At 68.1% G+C, this 21,179-nt stretch carries 20 protein-coding genes and 1 pseudogene; 9 read left to right on the top strand and 12 right to left on the bottom strand.

Annotation, left to right across the window (positions count from 1 at the left end; genetic code table 11):
- Positions 1-8 precede the first annotated feature (8 nt).
- The 3 genes from ACSDR0_RS41015 (at position 9) to ACSDR0_RS41005 (ending at position 2,834) form a co-directional block, all read left to right on the top strand.
- Entirely contained in the window at positions 9-815 is an 807-nt protein-coding gene (locus ACSDR0_RS41015) for an alpha/beta hydrolase (RefSeq protein ID WP_435294357.1), read from the top strand.
- A gap of 68 nt (positions 816-883) precedes the next feature.
- Positions 884-1,669 carry an SDR family NAD(P)-dependent oxidoreductase gene (locus tag ACSDR0_RS41010; RefSeq protein ID WP_435294356.1) on the top strand — a complete coding sequence of 262 codons (786 nt, stop codon included), beginning with the start codon at positions 884-886 and terminating at the stop codon, positions 1,667-1,669.
- Positions 1,670-1,868: 199 nt separating this feature from the next.
- On the top strand, positions 1,869-2,834 hold the full coding sequence (locus tag ACSDR0_RS41005) for a tyrosine-type recombinase/integrase (protein ID WP_435294355.1): 966 nt from the start codon (positions 1,869-1,871) through the stop codon (positions 2,832-2,834).
- 30 nt (positions 2,835-2,864) lie between these two features.
- Here the strand turns inward: ACSDR0_RS41005 and ACSDR0_RS41000 are convergent, their stop codons facing one another.
- Together ACSDR0_RS41000 and ACSDR0_RS40995 are read right to left on the bottom strand one after the other, a co-directional pair.
- Positions 2,865-3,062 (bottom strand): hypothetical protein, encoded by a 198-nt coding sequence (locus tag ACSDR0_RS41000; protein ID WP_435294354.1) that lies wholly within the window; start codon positions 3,060-3,062, stop codon positions 2,865-2,867.
- Between the two features lie 665 nt (positions 3,063-3,727).
- Positions 3,728-4,207: a MarR family winged helix-turn-helix transcriptional regulator gene (locus ACSDR0_RS40995; RefSeq protein WP_435294353.1), complete on the bottom strand. Its 480-nt coding sequence runs from the start codon at positions 4,205-4,207 to the stop codon at positions 3,728-3,730.
- Positions 4,208-4,259: 52 nt separating this feature from the next.
- Between ACSDR0_RS40995 and ACSDR0_RS40990 the strand changes: the two genes are divergently transcribed.
- Positions 4,260-4,655 (top strand): nuclear transport factor 2 family protein, encoded by a 396-nt coding sequence (locus ACSDR0_RS40990; RefSeq protein ID WP_435294352.1) that lies wholly within the window; start codon positions 4,260-4,262, stop codon positions 4,653-4,655.
- Between the two features lie 770 nt (positions 4,656-5,425).
- Here the strand turns inward: ACSDR0_RS40990 and ACSDR0_RS40985 are convergent.
- From ACSDR0_RS40985 to ACSDR0_RS40975, 3 genes are all read right to left on the bottom strand, one after another.
- Positions 5,426-6,052, bottom strand: coding sequence for a TetR/AcrR family transcriptional regulator (locus ACSDR0_RS40985; RefSeq protein ID WP_435294351.1), 627 nt, complete (start codon positions 6,050-6,052; stop codon positions 5,426-5,428).
- Positions 6,053-6,062: 10 nt separating this feature from the next.
- Positions 6,063-6,983: an alpha/beta fold hydrolase gene (locus tag ACSDR0_RS40980; protein WP_435294350.1), complete on the bottom strand. Its 921-nt coding sequence runs from the start codon at positions 6,981-6,983 to the stop codon at positions 6,063-6,065.
- A gap of 132 nt (positions 6,984-7,115) precedes the next feature.
- Complete coding sequence (locus tag ACSDR0_RS40975) at positions 7,116-7,367, bottom strand: helix-turn-helix domain-containing protein (RefSeq protein WP_435294366.1); 252 nt, start codon at positions 7,365-7,367, stop codon at positions 7,116-7,118.
- Between the two features lie 352 nt (positions 7,368-7,719).
- Between ACSDR0_RS40975 and ACSDR0_RS40970 the strand changes: the two genes are divergently transcribed.
- Together ACSDR0_RS40970 and ACSDR0_RS40965 are read left to right on the top strand one after the other, a co-directional pair.
- Positions 7,720-10,578: a phospholipase A2 gene (locus tag ACSDR0_RS40970; RefSeq protein WP_435294349.1), complete on the top strand. Its 2,859-nt coding sequence runs from the start codon at positions 7,720-7,722 to the stop codon at positions 10,576-10,578.
- 87 nt (positions 10,579-10,665) lie between these two features.
- Complete coding sequence (locus tag ACSDR0_RS40965) at positions 10,666-10,986, top strand: hypothetical protein (protein ID WP_435294348.1); 321 nt, start codon at positions 10,666-10,668, stop codon at positions 10,984-10,986.
- Positions 10,987-11,428: 442 nt separating this feature from the next.
- Here the strand turns inward: ACSDR0_RS40965 and ACSDR0_RS40960 are convergent, their stop codons facing one another.
- On the bottom strand, positions 11,429-11,995 hold the full coding sequence (locus tag ACSDR0_RS40960) for a recombinase family protein (RefSeq protein WP_435294347.1): 567 nt from the start codon (positions 11,993-11,995) through the stop codon (positions 11,429-11,431).
- A gap of 285 nt (positions 11,996-12,280) precedes the next feature.
- Here ACSDR0_RS40960 and ACSDR0_RS40955 point away from each other — a divergent pair, with 285 nt between their 5' ends.
- The gene (locus tag ACSDR0_RS40955) at positions 12,281-12,535 is read left to right on the top strand and encodes a helix-turn-helix domain-containing protein (RefSeq protein WP_435294346.1); all 255 of its coding nucleotides are present in this window, start codon (positions 12,281-12,283) and stop codon (positions 12,533-12,535) included.
- A gap of 49 nt (positions 12,536-12,584) precedes the next feature.
- On the opposite strand, the gene ACSDR0_RS40950 is transcribed toward ACSDR0_RS40955, so the two are convergent.
- From ACSDR0_RS40950 to ACSDR0_RS40925, 6 genes are read right to left on the bottom strand one after another with little or no spacing between them, the layout of a single operon-like run.
- The gene (locus ACSDR0_RS40950; protein ID WP_435294345.1) at positions 12,585-12,980 is read right to left on the bottom strand and encodes a hypothetical protein; all 396 of its coding nucleotides are present in this window, start codon (positions 12,978-12,980) and stop codon (positions 12,585-12,587) included.
- On the bottom strand, positions 12,977-14,248 hold the full coding sequence (locus ACSDR0_RS40945; protein WP_435294344.1) for a hypothetical protein: 1,272 nt from the start codon (positions 14,246-14,248) through the stop codon (positions 12,977-12,979). Before ACSDR0_RS40945 ends, ACSDR0_RS40950 begins: the two co-directional genes overlap by 4 nt.
- Complete coding sequence (locus ACSDR0_RS40940) at positions 14,245-15,432, bottom strand: hypothetical protein (RefSeq protein ID WP_435294343.1); 1,188 nt, start codon at positions 15,430-15,432, stop codon at positions 14,245-14,247. Before ACSDR0_RS40940 ends, ACSDR0_RS40945 begins: the two co-directional genes overlap by 4 nt.
- Before the next feature lie 54 nt (positions 15,433-15,486).
- Positions 15,487-17,271, bottom strand: a complete 1,785-nt coding sequence (locus ACSDR0_RS40935; protein ID WP_435294342.1) for an FtsX-like permease family protein — start codon at positions 17,269-17,271, stop codon at positions 15,487-15,489.
- A gap of 5 nt (positions 17,272-17,276) precedes the next feature.
- On the bottom strand, positions 17,277-18,017 hold the full coding sequence (locus ACSDR0_RS40930) for an ABC transporter ATP-binding protein (protein WP_435294341.1): 741 nt from the start codon (positions 18,015-18,017) through the stop codon (positions 17,277-17,279).
- Positions 18,014-18,547, bottom strand: a complete 534-nt coding sequence (locus ACSDR0_RS40925; RefSeq protein WP_435294340.1) for a PadR family transcriptional regulator — start codon at positions 18,545-18,547, stop codon at positions 18,014-18,016. The genes ACSDR0_RS40930 and ACSDR0_RS40925 overlap by 4 nt, the downstream gene beginning before the upstream one ends.
- A 131-nt stretch (positions 18,548-18,678) precedes the next feature.
- Here ACSDR0_RS40925 and ACSDR0_RS40920 point away from each other — a divergent pair.
- Together ACSDR0_RS40920 and ACSDR0_RS40915 are read left to right on the top strand one after the other, a co-directional pair.
- Positions 18,679-19,536: pseudogene (locus tag ACSDR0_RS40920) on the top strand (histidine kinase); the annotation flags it as partial.
- 391 nt (positions 19,537-19,927) lie between these two features.
- Entirely contained in the window at positions 19,928-20,710 is a 783-nt protein-coding gene (locus ACSDR0_RS40915) for a hypothetical protein (RefSeq protein ID WP_435294339.1), read from the top strand.
- The last annotated feature ends 469 nt before the right edge of the window (positions 20,711-21,179 follow it).

The raw sequence follows: 21,179 nt of genomic DNA, 5'->3' as shown, positions 1-21,179 counted from the left end.
AGCGACCAATGACCGCACCGATTCCCGTCATCTTCATCCACGGCCTGTGGCTGCACGCCACCTCCTGGTCCTCCTGGACCGAGCTGTTCACGGCCGCCGGCTACGACGCGACGGCCCCGGGCTGGCCGGGCGACGGCGAAAGCGTCGAACTGTCCAGGAAAAACCCCGACAGCATCGCCGACCACGGCATCGACGACGTCGTCGCCCACTACACGAAGATCATCAACGCTCTGGACGTCAAGCCGATCCTGATCGGGCACTCCTTCGGCGGCATGATCGCCGAAAAGCTGCTCGGGCAGGACCTGGCCAGGGCCGCGATCGCGATCGACGCCGCACAGATCAAGGGGGTGCTGCCGCTGCCGCTGTCGGCGCTGCGCTCGACCCTGCCGGTGTTCAAAAACCCCGCCAACAAACACCGGGCGGTCTCCCTCACCCTCGACCAGTTCACCTATGCTTTCGGCAACGCCATCCCGGCTCAGGAGGCCGCCGACCTGTACGAACGCTGGACGATCCCCGCGCCGGGCAAGCCGCTGTTCGAGGCCGCCGCCGCCAACTTCTCGCCGCATTCGCCCGCCAAGGTCGACACCGGCAACAACACCCGGGGACCGCTGCTCCTGATCGCCGGCGGCAAGGACCACACCGTCCCCGAGACCGTCACCAAGGCGACCCTCAAGCAGTACCGGGACTCCACCGCGATCACCGACTTCCAGGAGTTCCCCGACCGAGGCCACTCCCTGACCATCGACCACGGCTGGCGTGAGGTCGCCGACGCCTGCCTGGCCTGGCTCGCCGAAAACGACCTGCGGGCGAACTGAAGTGACCCGCGGCGTTGACCGGTCAACGGGGGTCAACGCCGCGGACGGTGTATCGGAAGGGGTATGTCATGGACTTGAAACTGCAGGGCAAGGTCGCGGTGGTGACCGGCGCCAGCAAGGGAATCGGACTGGCCATCGCCCAGGCCCTGGTCGAGGAGGGAGTCCACGTCGTCACCGGATCACGCCGGAACACACCTGAACTCAAAGAACTGGGCCAAAGGGGAAGCGCGCAGGCGATCGAGGTCGATCTCGCCACCCCCGAGGGCCCGGCCCACCTCGTCGCCGCCGCGCTGGCACACGGACGTCTCGACATCCTGGTCAACAACGTCGGCGCGGTCGCGCCACGCCTGACAGGGTTCCTGGACGTCACCGACGAACAATGGCTGCACAGCCTGACGCTCAACCTGATGGCGGCGATACGCACCACCCGCGCCGCGCTGCCGGCCATGCTCGCGGCCGGGCACGGCAACATCGTCACGATCAGTTCGGTCAATGCCTTCCTGCCCGATCCAGGGGTGATCGACTACAGTGCCGCCAAAGCCGCCCTGACCAACTTCTCCAAAGCTCTGTCGAAGGAGGTCGGGGCCCAGGGCATCCGGGTCAACACCATCAGTCCCGGCCCGGTCACCACGGACCTGTGGCTGGGAGTCGAAGGCGTCGCCGCGACCGTTGCCCGCGCAAGCGGGGCTGACCCGGAAGCGGTGGCCGAACAGGCCGCCGCCCAAGCCGAGACCGGCAGGTTCACTCACCCGTACGAGATCGCTGACCTGGTGCTGCTCCTGGCCGCCGACCGGGCGGGGAACGTCACCGGCGCCGACTTCGTCATCGACGGAGGACTTACCAAAACCCTGTGAACCTCCCGCCTGTCGCCCATCCCTCTCCGGAAGGGGGAAGGCCCTCGATCTGCGGCAACCGCGGAAGCCAACGTGACACAGAACTCACATTATCTGCCACATAGGCGGCCATCGGGCCGTGTCCGCCCAGCTCGGCGTTCGCCGCAGCGACGGTGACTCGGCTACATTATGTGTCACATCGCCTGCCCGGAGGACGTCCGTGTCCGTCGTGTCCTTCCCCAGCCCGCCGACCCCGGCCGCCGGGCCCTCGCCCGCCTCGCCGATGACGGCGTCGGTCGAGCGCTTCCTGGAGTCGGTGCAGGCGGCCACCACCCGCGCCGGCTACGCCGAGACCCTCACCCGCCTGACCGCGGTGACCGGGCCTCAGTATCCGGTCGCCGCGCTGACGCCCGAACAGTACGCCGCGGTGATGGAGCGCTGGACGACCGCGGCCGCCGCCACATGGAACCGCCACCTGTCCGCGCTGGGCTCCTTCACCACCTGGGCCCAGCGCCAGGACCTGCTGGCAACCAATCCCGCCCGGCGGCTGGAACGGCGCAAGCCCGCCCGCCGTGGCGATCGCGCCATCCCCGCCGCCCGCCTGGAGAAGCTGTTCACCGACCCCAAGCATGCCCTGCGGGAACGCCTGCTGTGGCGGCTCCTGTACGACACGGCCGCCCGCGCGGAGGAAATCCTCGCCCTCAACGTCGAAGACCTGGATCTGGAGTTCCGCCGCGCCCGCGTCGTCTCCAAGGGCGACGCCATCGAGTATGTGCACTGGGCCACCCCGACGGCCCGGCTGCTGCCCCGCCTGCTGGCTGGCCGCACCTGCGGGCCGGTGTTCCTGGCCGACCGGCGCGCTTCTTCCTCCGGCCGCCGCGCGCCTGCGTCCGGCGACGTCTGTCCCGTCACCGGGCGGGGCCGCCTGTCCTACCCGCGCGCCGAATACCTGTTCAAAACCGCCTCGGCCGAGCTCGACCCGCACCGTCAGGGGTGGACCCTGCACCAGCTCCGCCATTCGGCGCTCCAGCATCTCGCGCAAGCCGGACGCACCGCGCCCGAACTCCAGGCTAAGAGCCGCCACCAACACCTGGCCAGCCTCGGCCGCTACGTGCGCCTCGGCGAGGAGACCTCCGCCCGCATCACCGCCGACGCCGACCCCATCCGGCGGCGCCGCCCACGCTGACCGCACCTCACCATGGCGGCCGACCGCTCATCAGGCCGGCCAGACCCGCAGTGTCTGCTCATCGTCGGAGTCGGGCTCGACCCGCATCCCGGCCGCCCTCAGCGCCGCCGCATACGCGGCAACCTGCTCCCCGGCACCGCTCGCAGACCCGGCGAAAGCAACCAGGAAGGGCCGTCCTGCGCCCCCGCCCTCCACCACGAACCCGGCCCGGCTGTCACTGAACTCCATCAGCCCGGCAGCACGCAGTGCGTCCGGACTCGCTCGGCATCGCGATCACGCTCGCTCCACAGCGGCCGCCGTCCTTGCCCGTAGCCGAACCTCGGCTCGTCATCACCCATGATCCCCACCGTAGACGTCTCGCGACTGCCGTCCAGGCCCTTTACGTCGCCACAGGTCAGGACAAATCCGTTGGAAATTTCCCCGGGACTACATCCCAAGCCTAGTGGGGAGCCCTCAAGATCCACTCAATGTGGGTTTTGGGCATATGTGGGCTGACACCCTACAACCCCGTTCGCGAAGCCCAGAACCGTCCAGGAAACTGGACACTTTAGCGATGTTCGCAGCCCGGTTGCTACCGAGACCCCGTGTAGGGCCGGGTCCGTTTGTGAGCGGTTCCGGTGGTTTTGACGGCGGCGGCCCATGTCGGGGTCCTCGTAGTTTCGGCCGTGAATCCAACGAAGTAGGGCCTGACCTGCGCTTACAGGAAGACGATTCGATCTGGACCGCCCGGCCTGCTGTGAAGACACCGCAGGTCAGAGGCAGCTTCGTTGGATTTTCCGCGATTGCTACCGAGACCCCTGGCTGCGGCGCTCGCCCATCTGGAGACCTCCACCGACAGCCGCGGCGATGGGTCGGTCCCTGGGCGGCGCGTTGCCTTGGTGTTCGGATTCGTCTCACTCTCGGGGGAGGGGGATGCGCCGGTGGGTGATGGCTTCGGTGGCTGCGAGGCGGTCGAGGAGCGCTACCAGTACACGGCGGCTGTCCGCGACGGCGCTGTCGCCCAGGTCCTGAGCGAGTTCCCGCTCGAGGTCAGTCCTCAATTCCCGGGCGATGGAAACGGCGTGGTGTCCGTGAGGGGTCATGACGATTCGCCGTACCCGGCTGTCGAGGGGATCGGTCTCCCGCAGGACGTATCCCAGTGACTCCAGATCGACAACATACTTTGAGGCTGCCTGCGGGGTGACTCCCAGTGACTCTGCGAGTTGGCCGACAGTCGGCTGTCTTTCGATCAAGTGTTGGAAGACGAACCCGTGGGCGCGGCGGAGGTGCGGATGCCCGGCGTCTCGGAGCGCGGCGAGGGTGCGTTCATCCAAGGCGGTGCCGATCAGGGAGGCCAGCATGGTCAGGTCGAGGTCGTGGGGATCCAGGGGCACCCGCTCATTATCGCATATTGACAACCATATTTGTACAACCTAAGTTGTTCATATGACGAATGCGACCGATGCTCTTCTTGCCCTGCACCGCGCCATTGAGGACGGCGAACACGGTGCCGCTCTCGCCCGCTACTTCACCGATGATGCGACGACGCTGGAACATCCCAACCTCATCACTCCGGCAGGTGGTGAGTACGATCTCGCGGCGATCCTCCAGGGCTCGGAGCGCGGAGCGGCGCTCCTCGCGTCCCAGCAATATGACGTGCAGGACATTCAGGGGCTCGGGGACGTTGCGATCGCGCGACTGACCTGGACGGGCACCGTGGCCGCGGATGCTGGGTCGTTGACGGCCGGGCAACAGCTCGTTGCCCATATCGCGCAGTTCGCGACCGTTCGTGACGGCCGGATCTCCCGGATCGAGACCTTCGACTGCTACGAGCCCATCTGATCGGCCGTGTAACCGGACGTGCGCACTGCCGTGGGAGGGGCGGTTAGCCTAGTTCTGCGTGTCGGCCGCTAGCACGCACCTGGATCGAATGCTTGAGGGGATGAGGAGCCTGGTCGAGGAGCGCGGGCAGACCGATCCGACGGGATCCATGAGTGGGCTAGCGTCGACGACCTCCTCGGTCGTGCAGTGGAAGCCATCCCGCTATATCGTTTGGCCCTTGAGCGAGCGCGGCCATGACCTCAGAACACCTGCTCACGCTGGCTCCGCTCGCCGGATCAGCCGTACAACCCCCGCCGGACCGCCAAGGCCGCTGAGTCCTGGGCACCGCCCGACGACGCCGTGGGACCTCGCCGGCCGAACGCGGCCCCCGGGTCGCAGCGAACCCAAGGGTGCATAACCCTCCAGACCACGCCAAGGCGCTGTGCCGGCCCTCGTGTTCACGGGAACTCTGGGAAATGCAGGGCCCTCCGCTCCCGAACGTGTCCCCGGCCGCCAGGTAGCGGGGCTTGAGCAGCAACCGAACGGCCAGTCACGTTAAGGAGCCCAGCGGGCACCTCTTATCGTGACTAGCCGTTCTGATGCGGGTGGGCGCGGGATGGCTGATAGAACTCCTGGTCAGCCGATGAGGTTCACGGTGCGGCGGAAGGTGGTGGCGGCGGCTTCCAGGTCCGCGAGGGTCTTGCGGGTGCCACCGGAGTACGGCAGAAACGGGCCCCGAGGATGGATGGTTACTGGTCGGGACGCAGGTGAGGAACTTGGGTCGGTGCGGCTCAGTCCGGGGGCGGCCGTAGTGTGGCCGTCGGCTTGAAGAGGCGGTCGAGGTGGTAGTCGATGATCGCGGTGGCGGCTTCGTGGCTGCGTTGTCGGCCCAGGATGCTGGCGGTCAGGCCGTTGGCGAGGGCCAGAAGTGTGGCGACCTCGGTGCGCGGGTCGCGATCGGAGGCGAGGTCCCCGGCCTGCTGCGCGGTGGTGAGCCGGGTGGTAAGGAAGTCCTCCAGCGCGTCGGGTTGGGTAAGCGCGGCCGCGGCGAGGGCCGGGTCGGTGAGGGCGGCGGTGTAGTAGGCGGTCCAGGCGAGTGAGTCCAGTCGGCTTTGCTCGTCGGTGGGCAGAATCGCGCTGAGGACGGCTTCGAAGACGCCCCGGGTGGACAGCCCGCCTGCGGTGGCGGCGGCCCGCTGCTTGACCCGGCGGTCCAAGCGGGCGGTCAGCTCGGTGAGGCCGGAGTCGAGCAGGGCCTGCTTGTCGGTGAAGTAGTACTGGACGACGCGCAGCGAGACTCCGGCCTCGGCGGCGATCTCGCGCATCGACACCGCTTGCAGGCCGCGGGTGCCGGCGATGCGCAACAACGCTTCGGTCAACTGGCGTCGCCGCTCGTCATGGTCCACCTGTTTGGGCATGGCTGGTTTCCTAGCTGTGGTCCGTGTTGTGCTGAGGCGTTGCGATCTCGGCCTGGGCTTGGCCGGGGAAGGTGAGGATCCGCTCGGTGACCAGGTCTGGAGCTTCGACGGGCAGCGCGTGTCCGGTGGCGGGCACGATCTCCACCCGCCACGACGGGGCGATCTCGGCCAGCCGCGCGGCCACCGCCTGCGCGGCGTGCAGCGCGCTGTGGGCGCCCAGCAGTACCTGTACGGGTACCGACAGCTCGCGCACCTGTTCGTCGGTGTAGGCGGGTGGGATGGGCAGCCGCCGGCGAAAGGACCGGCCGGCCAGCATCAGCGTCATCAGCGCGTCCTCGCGCAGCGTGCCGTTGCCGACGGCGTCGGCGACACGGTGTCGCAGCGCTCGGGGAAGCAGGGCGGCCATGCCGCCGACGATGAGCCACCGGTAGAACCTCCCCGTCAACGGTGCGAAGCCGACCGGATCCACCAGCGTCAGCGCCGCGACCCGGCCGCCCCCGCCGAGCTGCTGTTGCATCGCGGTCCAGCCGCCGTAAGAGGAACCCACCACATGTGCGTGCTCGGCGCCGAGTGCGGCCAGGACGTCGGTGAGCCAGCCGCTGGCCTCGGCACCGGTCGCGAGCGGCCGCGTCTGAATCGAGCGGCCGGGCTCGCCGAGCGGATCGATGGCAAAGACCGGACGTATGCGTGCCAGCGGCTCGATGTAGCGGTACCAGGCCAGCGCGTTCCCGCCGGCACCGGCCAGGAGGACCACCGGATCCCCCTCGACGGGCCCGGCCCGGTAGATCCGCACACCGCCGGCGCGGGTCTCGACATCGATGGCGTCCACCGGCACCGGCCACAGCTCGCCGAGCACTCGGTCATAGGCGGCGACGTACTTGTCACGGGCAGAGCCGCTGATGAAGGCCGATGGTTGGTCGGGTACACGCATGATGACCTCATCTCCGCTGTTGGGATACGACTGTATCCTAACATGAATGGATACGACCGTATCCTAAAAGCGGTTGGTGCTGACCGTGGCAGGGTGCTGACTATCCGTCCGGGTCTTAGCACTGACCACAGGTCAGGTGGCGGTGTGCCCCTCGGGGCCCGCTTCCAGTTCGGCCCGCGCGGCGGGAGCGTCGATGGTCTGGCGGTCTCCGCCGGTCTTGAGTTCGGGCACGTATTTATAGATCGTGGACCGGCTGACGCCGAGGAGCCGGGCGATGGAGGCGATAGTGGCGTCGGGCTGGGCGAGCAGGGCACGGGCGTGCCGGACCTGTTCGGGGGTCATGGCCGGGGGGCGACCGAGCCGCTGACCGCGGGCGGCGGCCAGGCCCTCGTTGGTGCCCTCGATGATGAGCTCGCGGATGAACTCGGCCTGCCAGTAGGAAGCGGCGGACCTGCATCAGCCGGGTGCCGGCCGAGTGCCAAGAACTGTTGCTTACCCATCCTTGGCCACCACTCGGCGACCGGTCATTAATCACGGTTGTGTAACGGATCTTGAATGCGTGAGGTTGATTACTGCGGATGATCAGTCGGCCCGAGCTGCTTCGTTATCAATTCGGCGAACCGCTTGACTGCAATAAAGCGTAGTCGCATTTACGAAGAGTGTTAACTCTGTTGCCTTATGTAATTTTACAATTTTATGTGCCTACCGTATAACGATCTTGTCGTATTCCGGCTCAATGGAAGAGGCACGCTTGAGTCCAAAAACGGGTTTAGAAAAATTACGCGGAGGCAGACTTGCCGCCATCGCCATGATGGTGCCGATTTTAGTGGCCTCATCACTCTGGATGGGTGCGCACCCAGTTGGCGCAGAATCCACTCAAAAATCAGAAGCAAAGACCTCAGCAGATCCTGAACCCAGAACAGAACTGCTCGCAGCGGTAGCCGAGGCCCGAAGGGCCGGCAAGCCGGCCATCCTTCCTTTCAGGACCACGGAAACTTCGACCACCGTCGTCACTCCGGAAGGAAAGTACGTCACCGAAGTCGCCGCAGGACCGGTACGAGTCCAGCAGCCCAACGGCACGTGGCTGGACATCGACACCAGTCTGGTGGAAACCGATGGGGTACTGCGGCCCAAGGTCGCCAAGGCCGACGTCCGATTCTCCACAGGCGGTCGAGGCCCGTTCGCCACAATGAATCGTGAAGCGGGCAAGACGCTGGCCATGAGTTGGCCGACCCAACTCCCCAAGCCAGAGGTTCAGGGCAACAAGGCCACCTACCGCGGCGTGGCCGGGGCCGAAGGAGACCTGGTGGTCACCGCACTGCCGGCAGGCCTCCGGTTCGACCTGGTGCTGCGAGCACGTCCGGCCAAGCCAATCGAGGTAAAGATACCCGTCACGGCCAAGAACATGGAACTGGCCACGACCGATGGACGACTGCAGATCAGCGACGGAGACAAGAAGGTCTGGGCCACCTCGTCCAAACCCGCGATGTGGGACGCGACCAAGCCCGCTGAGTGGAAGGCCGGACTGAAGACAGACAAGAAGAGGGCAGGAACCATCGCCTCCCAGGTGGAGGACACCGCAGACGGCAAGACGCTCGTACTCAAGCCTGACGCGGGCTTCCTCAACGACCCGGCGACCACCTATCCCGTCACTATCGACCCGACGGTGATGCTGCCCCTCAACGCCGACACGGACGTCAACAACTACTTCGACGGCAACAACGTCAGCGGCCAGTACCTCAAGGCCGGTACCGAGAACGACGGCGAGAAAGCCCGGGTCTACCTGAAGTTCGACACCCGTGGGCTGAAGCCGCCTACCGCCGCCTCGCTCAAGCTCACCAACATCAGCGCACCTTCCTGCGGACCTAACGTCGGGGCCGGCATCCAGGTCCGCCGCCTCACCGGTTCGTGGGATCCGAACACCCAGACGTGGGCTCCGCAGCCGACCAGCACGACCGAAGACGCGGTCGTCAGCACTGAGGGATCAGAGCTGGGAGTCTGCGGCAGTGGAGCGATGACGTGGGATGTCACTCCCATTGTCGCCAAGTGGGCGGCGGGCAGCACTCCCAACCACGGCCTGGTCCTGCAGTCTCCCAACGAGACGGCCACGACGAACTACCGGGTCTTCTCCTCCGCCGAGAACACCGACGGATTGGCTCCGCCGACCCTGAGCGTCACCTCGGACATCCCCTTCACCCCTGGGGAGGGCGAGGATCCCGCCGAACCCGGGCCTGACCGTGTCCTCCCCGGCCGCGTGGACGTCGACACCGGCGTCTGGATCACCAGCGGTACCGATGTGGTCGAGGACGGACTGCTCACCGTCCGGAGCCACAGCGCAGGACAGCGCATCGACAACACCCAGCCGAATGAAGCGGTCCTGGGGCCCAACTGGAGACTGGAACCACTGGGCGGAATGCTGGGTGACCGGCTTAAGGATTTCAGCTCCAACGGCTATATGCAGCTCAATCGCACGATAGGCACCGAATCCGTGCGGTTCCTCGTCAGCGCGAGCGATCCCAACAGGTTTGTCGCCGAAGACGGCAGCACGGTGGTGCGGAACGCGGATGGCACGTTCACCCAGGACGAGGCATCGACCACCGGATACGTCTACAGATGGACCACGGTTGGGAGCGACCTCCTCATCACCCAGCTGGGCAATAGTGAGTTCGGGACGACGATCATCGACTACGACGCCCAGGGCAGGGTCAGCCGAGTCGCCACCCCCCTCACACCTCAGGACACCTGCTCCACGCCCGGGGGAACCGGCTGTTCAGCGATGACGCTGCTATACGCCCAGAGCACCACTGCCACCTCCGCACAGTTCGGTGACGTGACTGGACAGCTCAAGGAGATCACCTACGACGCCGCCGGCGCGACCGGCCCCGTCACTATCGTCAGCTACCTCTACGACAATGCACGCCGACTGCGAGAGGTCAAGGATCTGCGCCAGATCGACGGTAGCCCGATCCAGACCAGCGCCTATACCTACGATGCGGCAGGCAACATCACCCGGTTGGCCACTCCGGAGGAAGGCGAGTGGACGCTCACCTATCAGGCTGTCGGCAAGCTCACCGACGCCACCCAGGTATCGCCGCCCACGATCCCGACAGCCCTTAACCGGATGGCGGCCAATCCGCAGGCACCGCCCGGCAACTGTCATTACGCGAACCAGTACATGACTCGATCGCCCTACAAGTGCTGGGCCGGCCCAGTCCCCATGAAGTACGACGTTGCTGGCCAGCAACCGCAAAGGAGGTACACGCCCTACTGGATGACGACGAGGACGGGCAAAAAGGTCCAAGGCGTGAAGTACGACGACTGCACGGCCCCGGCGAACAGGCCGTTCTGGAACGACTTCACCATCCCCTGCGACTCCCACGACTACGGGTACGGGATCATCTATCTGAAGACCCTCGCTTGGGACAAACGCAAGAAGGCGAGCGTCGACGCGGTCTTCTACTCGCTCATGCGAGACCACACCTGCCCCTCCTACTCCTGGTGGAGGCGCCCAACCTGCAGGAACTGGGCCTACAACTACTACCAGGCAGTCAACTGGGGGGGCGGCACTAGCATGAAGTACAGAAACGAGTACTGATCGACATCGCTCCCATACGATCCTAATATGAAATACCTCCCTCGTCCCACCAAGGGACGAGGGAGGGCACTTCCACAGGAGCTTACGATGCGAATCCAGGTCGAAGGAATAATCGCTGGCGTCTACGCCATCCTAGTCCTTGCCGCAGCGGCCCATGCTCTTCCTCATCTCGGAAAGCGTGGAGGACTGGAGTTCGCTATCATCCTCTTCGTTGCGGCACCATCGAGCTTTCTAGTCAGCTGGTTGTTCGAAAGATTCCGACTGTCCCTCAGCCCAGGACCCGTACTCGAATGGGTGCTCGCCAACGGCGACAAGGTGCTTTGGCTCTTAATGACCATAGCGGGTCTGTTGCAGGCCATATTGCTGTTCTTCGCCATCCGATGGCTGCGCGGGATCGTGGCCGGTTGACCGATTCGGCAGGCCGGTCGAGCATGACTATTAGGCCTCTTGGGCCTATCCGGCCGGAATTGAACGCTAAGCCGCCGCTGGAGGTCGGCGGAGCTGCGACGGGGCGTCGCGGACGTGTTGATCTCGGTCCGGGTGCCCAGCGCCGCCGAGCACAGGGTTGAGGAACCTGCGAACAGCCGTTGGCGCTGAGAACGATCATGATCCTTGGCGCTGGCGGGCTGACCGGACAGAACGCAAACTCTGTCCGGTCACTCAGCGGCGTCATCCCAGGTCAGCCTCTCTGTACTGGTTCCCTCGCTGATTCGGTCCCATGGACCGTTCGACAGCAGAGCGCCGAAACCTACCTTCTCCGAACGGCACAACGGGCCGCGCCGCAACGGCCGTTGCCCCTTTTCGGCTTGCTTGGTCTGCCCCTGCCCGACCTGCGGCAGAGGCTTATCGTTCAATTCCGGCCGGATAGTCCCAACACCCCGATCCGGCCCAGAGAATCGCCCTGCTCCTGAAGCAGCCGCGCGTAATCGATCTTCTCGGCGGGGTGGGCCACCGGCCGACCGACGCGTCGTCCCTTGGCCTTGGCCACGCTGCGGGCGTGCGCGGCGCGCTCGGCGGTGAAGATCCGCTCCATCTCGGCGAACAGGGCCAAGAGGAGGAAGGCGATGCGCGCCATGCCCTCGTCAGCCGTGTTGATGGGCAGCGGGTCGGCCAAGGTCCTCACACCGATGCCGCGATCGGCCAGCTCGTGCACCAAGTTGAGGACCTCGCGCAGGTTGCGGCCAAGGCGATCGAGCGTGTGCAAGACGATGGTGTCGCCCGCCCTCGCGTAGGCGAGCAGCCGCTGCAGGCCGTCCCGCTCGACCGAGGCGCCGGTCTTCTTGTCGACGAAGGTCCGCTCGCTCGGGATGCCGTGGGCGGTCAGAGCGTCGAGCTGCCGTTCCAGTGATTGCTTGGTAGTGGAGACCCGCGCGTAGCCCAGTTCGAGGCCGCCGGTGGGGTGGTTGCCGAGTCCCATCCCAGAATCGTACCTAAATTCATCTCCGCACGACCATTGTGGAACGATATTTGCGGAACAACTTTCGGAACGGTCACGCTGCCGGAATGTCCGATTCCACAGGTTGGATGATCGTCTCGATCGCGTCGTTCCGCTTCCAAGGATGTGGAACGCACAAACCGGCCGCCGACGGGTAGCGTGTGGTCTGTGGTGGAGCACGAGTACAGCGCGGCCGACATCACCGTGCTCGAGTTCGACGCAGCGGTCCGCGAGCAGCCGTAGGCGACTAGGACAGGATCGTCGATCATGTCCAAACCCGGGCGGCCGTCACAGCCGCTTGACCCGTCCGGTGGCGCGCTTCTCGCACTCGCTTGCGAGCTGCAGGTGTTGCGCCGCCGGTCGGGGCTGACCCTGCGCGAGGTCGCGGTGACCACGAGATACTCCGTGGGCACCTGCACGGCCGCGAGCCGCGGTAAGCAGCTTCCGACATGGGATGTCACTGCGGCCTACACGGCTGCGGGGGGTGCGGTTATGACAACGTTGTCAGTGAGTGATCTGTAAAGGAAGTTTTCAAACCGTCAGCGCCTTGTCAAGATTCCCAGGCGATCGTCTATTTTGTGATCAGCGTTCTGACCGCGAGTTGCTCCTCGCCGGCGGGGCCGTCGAGGCGGATCGACAGTTCCCAGACGCCGCTCATCGGGAACAGCTCGCCCACGGCCACGAAGCGGCCGGGCGCACGCTCGGTGGCGGAGATCTCGGGCGTGGAATGTCCCATCTGGGTCATGACCGCCGACAGGGCCACGGTGTCGGGGTCGCCCTCGCTCACCTCGATCTCCACGGTGACCTGGCCGGGAGCCGGGTCCGCGATGCGGACGGTGGCGGTGTAGCGGGCGCCCGTGGTGGTCAGGTCGACCGGTTCTGCGGTCGTGCTCCTGCCCACGACGAACAGTGCCACCGCGGCGGCCACGAGCGTGGCCGTGGCCACCGCCTGCCACCTCTTGATCACCGGGCCTCCGTCACGTTCACGGTGAAGGGGGCGGTCACGATGCGGTCGGCGACGGCGTACTGGATCCAGGCGAGGTAGCGGCCCGGTTCGGGGAAGCTGAAGGTGAAGCGCACACGGGATCCGGGCGCGCTCATCTCGTGCACGTGGCCGAAGAAGCGGCCGTCCTCACTCCGGATGAGCAGGTGGCCGGTCATGCCGAGCCAGGTCCGGACACCGGCGGGGGTGTCCAGTTCGATCGTCGTCGGACGGCCCGCGACGGGCACGGCGGGTTGGAGTCGCGGCGTACCGGCCTGCGTGCCGGGTGCACCGGCTTCATCTGGGGTCTTGGCCGTCCTGCCGACGGTGAAGTCCGCGGCGACGAGTTGCCCGCCTGAGTCCTCCCGTTCGACCTCGACGTGCACCAGGTACCGGCCGGGGCGGTCGGCGCTCAGCCTGACCTCCAGGTGCCCCGGCGCCGTGCGCAGGGGGTGCACGTGGCGGAAGTAGCGTCCGTCCTCGCTGGTGACGATCATGTGGGCGAGCGCCTCGTGGTGCGCGGTGAGGTCGTCGACGGGCCGCCCGGTGGAGCCGTCGACGAGATCGACCCGGAGGGTGAACTCCGCACCCGCCGCCGGTCGGGCCGGCACCGTCTCCATGCGGACCTGTGCGTACGGCCGCCCTTGCGCCGTCGAGGTCGCAGGAGTGGGGGCGGCGCCGTCAGGTGGGGGCCCCGGTACCTGCGATTCGAACACGATGACCATGGCGGCGACCGTCACCCCGGCCGCCGCGCCCGCGGCCAGCGCCATCGCCCGTCCCGGCCTGGCCGCCGCCCCGGTGAGCAGGCCGCCCACCAGCAGGAGCGCGGCCACGAACAGGCCGCCGTAGATGAGGATCTCACCCGCCGACTCGCGTTCGAGGAGGACGCGGAACGGGATGACGGCGGTCTGGTCCCCGGCGCTCAGTTTCAGCTCGTACGGTCCGGTCCGCTCCACCTGGAGCTGCGTGTACTGCGGGTTCGCCGCCGCCTGGGCGGTGCCGGTCACCGTGCGGCCGTCCTCGACCGAGTGGACCTCCAGGCCGATGGGCAGCCCGGACACCGGCTGGTAGGCGATGACGCCGATCCGCAACGGCCCCGGCACCCGGGTCGTTCCTTTGACCACCACGGTCACCTCGGCGCCGGCGATCGTCTGGGCGATCCGCAGGTCCGCCCCCGCCGTGACGTTGTGCGCGGCGGCGGGGACGGCCAGCACCAGCACGAGGGCGGCGGCGAGGCACAGAACGCGGATCATGCCCGCCCGGCGCCGGGCCCGACCGGCTCGGCAGCACCAGCATTCGGCGAATCCGGCTCGGCAGCGACGGCGTCGGGCGGAACCGGCTGGGCGATGACCTCGTCGGGCAGGAGCAGGGCCCCGAGTGCCAGCCCGATCAGCCCGGCGACGATCGGCGCGCCGGTCCACATCTCGGGCATGGTCGGCAGGCCGCCCCCCGTGGCCGAGGCGACCCCGATGTACAGCGACCAGGTGGCGAAGGCCGACAGCCCGGCGAAGGCCCAGTAGGCGGCGCGCCGCTCACCCGACGGCCGCAGCCAGCGGATCAGCAGGTCGCTCACGAACCCGGCGGCCACGAACGACAACAGGATCGGCACGTTGCGGAACGCCGCCTGGGCACCCGGCATGAGCACCATGATCGTGTACATGACGGTCACCGAGCCGAACGGCAACGACCAGCGGCGAACCAGGAACAGCACCGGGCTGAGCATGACGACGTTGGCGACGACCATGGCGACGGCCACTTGCTCGGCGCCCGGGCCCACGGGTCGGGGACCGGCGCCCTGCCCGGCGCCCGAGTCCTGCAGCATGGAGAACGCCTGGACGATGTCTTGAGGGCGGTACTGTATGGCGTCGCCGTACGACAGGAACAGCGAGACCAGCGTGGCGGCGAACGCGAGCCCGATCAGCGCCGGCAGCAGGCGGCCGAGCGACGGCCGGGAGCCGACGTCGGGGGCGTGCCACGCCGAGCGCAGCGGTGTCGTGATGATGAGCATCATCGTCACGACGAGGCCGAGGTGTGACGGGCTGAATAGGATGTCGATGGTCGTCTCGATGCCGAGGACGGTGTGCCACAGCATGTCGACGAGCCCGAAGGCGGCGAACGCGGGCACCGCCACCAGCCCGGCGAGATACCCGGTCGGAACGGCCGCGAGCCCCTGCCGTCCGGCACGCACGTTGCGCCACACCTGCCAGATGATCCAGCCCGAGATCACGGCGAACCCGGAGTAGAACACCGCGTGCCATGGCGTGAAGAACGTCTCCAGCTCCGCCAGGTTGCTGTGCGCCCACGCGTCGATCATCAGTCCGACTCCGAACCAGATGCCGAGCAGCGCCGTCACCAGGTCGGTCCTGGGAGACACCCAGCCGCGGGGTTCTCCGGTGTCCACCATGAAGCGCCGGATACCGGCGGCGTCAGATGCCATGTCATGATTCCTTTCCGTCGATCGAATAGATTCGTACAGGCGTTGCCGGGCCGGTCAGGCCGTTTCGGCGCTGAGAACCTGCGCCACGGGCTGTCGGGCCGCCAGGCGTGCCGGTAGGGCGGTGAGCGCCGCTGTCGCCAGGAGAGTCGCGAGCGCGGCGCCGAGCAGCCAGGAGGAGGGGGCGTCCACCGCGTTCCCGGCGGCGAAGAGCGAGAACAGGCCGACGCCCAGAGGGATGCCGATGACGGCACCGGGCAGGCTGGGCAGGAGCTGGGCGATGGACAGTCCCGCGGAGACCTGTCCAGGGGTGGCGCCGAGCGCGCGGGCGATGGCCATGTTCGCTCGGGCCTCCATAGCAGTGGTCCAGGTGAACGTGATGGTGTTCACGACGGCGAGCGCGATCAGCAGGATGGCGACGGCGAGCATCAGCCGGCGGTCGTGCTCGCCTCGCAGGTTGGGCAGGACGGAGGAGCCATCCAGGCCGTAGCCCCTCTCCGGCTTGGCGTAGAGGGTCAGCAGGGCGACGATCGCGATCATCATGGTGGCGGTGGAGCATGCCTGCAGCACGGCGCGGCCCGGCCGGCGGGCGGTCAGCCGCAGCCCGAGCAGCAGCGGCGTGGGCAGCAGCGCGGACAGCGCGGTGAGCCAGGGGCGGCGACGGGGCTGGTGCGCGGTGGCGGTCAGCGCCGTGACGGTCGCCGTGCGCAGGGCGCGCAGCGCGGGGCGCAGGGTGGACAGCACCGCCACCACCACGGCCAGGACGGTCACCGCCGCGACAGTGGCGGCGGCCGGCCCGGCGGCGTCGCCGATCCGGCTGGCGGTGGGGCTGGCGATGGCGGGCGCGGCCAGGCGGGCGATCACCAGCCCCAGCGCGTCGCCGGCCAGGGCCAGCGCCAGGTACTCGGTGAGCAGGACGGTGGCGATCAGACCCGGGGTGGCTCCGACGGCCTTGAGCAGCCCGGCCCGGCGCGTCTGCTCGACGGCGCGTCCCGCGGCCAGCGCCGCCACTCCGGTGATGGCCAGGAAGCTGAGCAGCCAGCCGCCGACGACCAGGATCGGCTGGCTGTTCTTGAGGATGACCATGTCCTGTACGGCCGTGAACTGCCAGGAGTGGAAGTTCACCCTGGTGGGGGCGTGATAGGCGGTCAGGAAGGCCTCGGTCGAGGTGGGGTCGCGCAGCTTGAGGTCCACGGCCGTGGTCACCGGGAGATCGTGGGACGACGCCAGCGTCCGGGCATCCGATCGGGTCATCCAGGCCAGGCCGCTGTAGTCGCTGCCACCGCCGTACGGGCCGATCTGCTGAGCGCCGGGGTAGATGGAGGTGGCCGCGGTGACCGCGATCCCGATGACAGGGTACGACCGGCCGGCGATGGTGACACGGTCGCCGACGCCGACGCCCAGCGCGGTGGCGAAACCGCGTTCGAGGACCGTGCCGCCGGAGCGTACCCAGTGGCCCGAGGTCAGCAGCGGGCGGTTGACCGCGCCGGGCGTCTCGGCGAAGCCGTGCACCACCACGTTGGAGGTGAGGTCGCGTGCGGTGAGGTCGGCGTACACGATGTGATAAGGACCATGGTGGGCGACCACTTCGGGATCGTCCGCCAGCGCGGCCAGGGCCGAGGTCACGGCGGGGCCGGTGTCGCCGGACAGTGCCACCACGTCCGGCCCGGCGGTGGCCGCGCGGGTCTGCTCGTACAGCGCCTCGCTCACGCCGCGCAGGGACAGGCCCAGGGCCATCGTGGCGGTGGCCACGGTCACCGCGAGCAGGAGCATCGCGGCCTGAACCTGGTGTCGGCGCACGTCAGCCAGCACGAGGCGCACGACGAGCACGATGGAGCCCATGACGGTCAGCCCTCCAGCCCGATCAGCCCGCCGAGCCCGCGCGTGGGGAAGCCGGCCAGCCGAGTGTCGTCGATGAACATCCCGTCGCGCATCGAGACCAGCCGATCCGCCGTGGCCGCCACGCGCTCGTCATGCGTGACGATCACGAAGGTCTGCCCCGCGGTACGCAGCTCCTCGAAGATCCTCAGCACATCGAGGGTCGCCGCGGTGTCGAGGTTGCCGGTCGGCTCGTCGGCCAGGACGATCAGCGGTTCGTTGACCAGCGCGCGAGCGACGGCGACCCGCTGGCGTTGCCCGCCCGACAGGTGCGAGGGCAGGTGCCGGGCGCGGTCGGCGAGCCCGACCCGTTCCAGCAGCAGGCTCGCGCGCCGCCTGGCCTGGCGGCGCGAGCATCCGGCCAGCAGTGCGGGCAGCTCCACGTTCTCGGCCGCCGACAACTCCTCCATCAGATGGAAGGCCTGGAAGACGAACCCCACCGACCGGCGCCGCATGCGCGCCAGGGCCCGCTCGCTCAGCGTGTCGATGCGCCGCCCGGCCACCCACACCTCCCCACCGGTGGGCCGCTCCAGGCCACCCAGCAGGTGCAGCAGGGTGGATTTGCCGCAGCCGCTGGGCCCCATCACCGCCAGCATCTGCCCCTGCGGCACCTCCAGATCGACCTCGTCCACCGCGCGAACCCGGCTCTCCCCCTGACCATGCGTCTTCACCAGGCCGCAGGCCCGGACCGTGGTACTTGACACGTTCATGCACCCTCGACTTCGTCATCGACCTTGGACCAGGCCCGCTCACAGGCATCCAGCCAGCGCAGGTCCGCCTGCAACCGCAGCACGACCCCCTCCAGCAGCAGGCCGGCGCCCGACCCCGCAGGCTCGGCCAGCGCCGCCTGCTGCGCCTCACGCAGGTGGCGCAGCAACTCACGGCGCTGCGCTGCCACCAGCTCCACCGGGTCGGCCAGCCGGGCCGCGCCGGCGGCGGCGAGCTTGAGATGGAACTCCGCCAGGTCCGGTTTCGGCCAGCCCACCTCGGTCAGCCAGGCGGCCACCCGCTGCTGCCCCGCCGGCGTCAGCGCGTAGACCTTGCGCTCGGGCCGCTCGGGCAGACCGTCCGCGCGCTCGCAGACGACGAGCCCCGCCTTCTCCAGCCGTGCCAAGGTCACATAGATCTGGCCGCGGTTCATCGACTCGCCCAGCGGGCCGAGGCTCTGCCGCAGGCGAGCATGCAGGTGGTAGCCGTGCGTCGGCTCCTTGGCGAGCATCGCCAGCACTGCGTCCTGCATCCCCACCCCCTAACGGTTAGCCAATAGATAGCGGTTACCCATACAAGGTGTCAAAACGCCCGCCCGCCACCGGCCGGCGGGCGACCGGGGGCGGCACGTAGCCTTGGCCGCATGAGCGAGCGTCACGGGTCATGAGCAGAGGTCGTCTGCGGGTCTATGTGGGAGCCGCGCCCGGAGTCGGCAAGACGTACGCGATGCTCAGCGAGGGACAGCGAGCTCGTGAGCGGGGCAAGGACGTGGTGGTGGGGCTCGTCGAGGACCACGGCCGCCGGCACACCGCCGAGCGGCTCGACGGCCTGGAGGTGATCCCGCGCAGGCGCCTGGACCACCACGGGAGCACCGAGCTGGACGTCGACGCGGTCATCGCCCGGGCGCCGAAGGTGGCGCTGATCGACGAGCTGGCCCACACCAACGCGCCGGGCTCGGTCAACGCCAAGCGGTGGCAGGACATCGACGTGATCCTCGACGCGGGGATCGACGTGGTGTCCACCGTCAACATCGAGCACCTGGAGTCGGTGAGCGACGTCGCCCAGGCGATCACCGGCCTGGCGCAGCCGGAGACCGTGCCGGACGAGGTGGTACGGCGGGCCGGCCAGGTCGAGCTGGTCGACATGGCGCCCGAGGCGCTGCGCCGCCGGCTGGCACACGGTGACGTGTACGCCGCGGGGGAGGTGGACGCCGCCCTGTCGAACTACTTCCGGGTGGGCAACCTCACCGCGCTGCGCGAGCTGGCCCTGCTCTGGGTCGCCGGCAAGGTCGACGACCAGCTCGGCCACTACCGCGCCGAGCATGGCATCGCCGGCACCTGGGAGGCCCGCGAGCGGGTCGTCGTCGCTCTCACCGGCGGCCCCGAAGGCGACACGCTGGTCCGCCGGGCCGCCCGCATCGCCGCCCGGAACAAGGGCGCCGACCTCCTCGCCGTGCATGTGACACCGCCGGGCGGCGCGGCCGGCGCCGACCCGCCCGGCCTCGCCCGCCTGCGCATCCTGGGGTGCCGTTAAGAAATGTGTCACCAGCCGCCAACGAGGGAGATGGTCCAGGTCAACGGCTTGCTCCAAGGAACTGTGATGGGTTCGGCGATCGATGAGCCTACGCAGCCATACCTTCCTGACCTGCAGGGACATCGCGGTTGGCGGCTGGCGACACGATTCTTAACGGCACCCAAATAGGGTGGCTTGGACTTTGAGATCCAGTACGGACAGGCCGGCCACGGCGCTGTGCAGGGTGCGAGCGATGTGCATGCGGTCCGCGTCCTTGGTGAGGTAGGCGCGGGCTCCTGCGCGCAACGTTTCGGCCCTCGGGGAGGAATGGAACGATCAGTGGCGCCAGCGTGTGCAGTTTCCTGCACACCGCATGGCGGCCGGGGGCATGATCCTTGGCGTGGATCGAGACGAGCTACGGGCGAAGGTAGGGCGGGAGCGACGGCTGCGGCGCCGGGTGCGCCGGGCGGCGTGGCGGTTGCGTCAGGCCGAGCTCGAGCACGAGTGGGCCATCGCCTCGGCCCGTGCCGGGGGATTGGCGGTGCGGGCGGTGGCGGCCGAGGCTGGGCGTTCGCCCTCGCGCATCCAGCAGATCGCCACGGCGGCCGCGCCGCTGCCGGAGCTGGAGGCGGCGCTGGCGCGGTTGCGTCAGGCCGGGTGGCCGGCCCCGGAGGATCCCGCTGGTAGCGATGATGAGGAGCTGGACGGCCGCGACAGCATCGCCGAGCGCCTGGTCGATGAGGTGCGGTGGGTGCTGGAGTGCGCCGAATGGGTCGACCGGCTCGCCGGCGACGGACTTCCCCCGGTGGTGAACCTGCGCCCAGCCGATGATGAGGACGCCTACCACGTCGCGGTGGACCTGGCCCGAGTGGCTGCGGTGCTGCGCCGGATCGCCTACGACATCGACGAGCTGGCCCGTGCCCGCGCGGTGGCCGACCTGGACCAGGCCGCCATCATCGGCGACCGGCGCGCTGAGCTGCGCCGACGCCTGGCTGAGCCGGGCCTGTCGTATGCCGTCTTCAACCGCGGGTACCGCGAACGGGCCCGGTCCGGAGCGCTGCGCCACCGCGCCCCGGTGCCGCTGACGGAGGCCGACATCTGGCGGGCCTACCAGATGGAGCTGCGCGAGCGCGGCGAGCCGCACCGCGATCCTTGGGGAGTCAATCCCTTCGAGCGTCGCTGAGCTGCGCCGCTCTCATAGCCGCGGCCAGGCGCAAACGAGTGTGTAGTTTCCTGCACGCGCTGGCGCCACTGATCCTGGCATGATGCGCGCCCGGCGGTGGTGCTCTCCCGTGAGGACCTGGCCGGCTATGAGGAGCTGGCCGCCCAAGTGACCACCCCGGGCGAGGTGTGGCGCGCGGCCATCAACCGTGCCCTGCCGGTAACCGATCACCCGGCCTGACCCAGACCGCTGCTCGCCTCAGCGCTGGTCGTATCCAAAGCCCGAAAGCTACTACAGACCGTAGTACTACTCTACGTAGAGTGGAGCTGGCGTGTCCGCTCCTCACATCCCTTAACGAGTACTCCTGTCCAATCCGCCACTAGTGCTCTCTGGCAGCAGGGGAGAGAGCACTAGTCAAGACCTGTGGATCAAGAGTTTTAGGCAGCTGCGGATGGAGCCTGGTCACCGGGTCGTTCGACGAGTTTGCCGC

It is taken from the genome of Streptosporangium sp. G11 (assembly GCF_051192615.1).
Taxonomy (GTDB): domain Bacteria; phylum Actinomycetota; class Actinomycetes; order Streptosporangiales; family Streptosporangiaceae; genus Streptosporangium.
The sequence above is the reverse complement of the archived record's forward strand: the minus strand, read 5'-3'. Positions and strand labels throughout refer to the sequence as shown.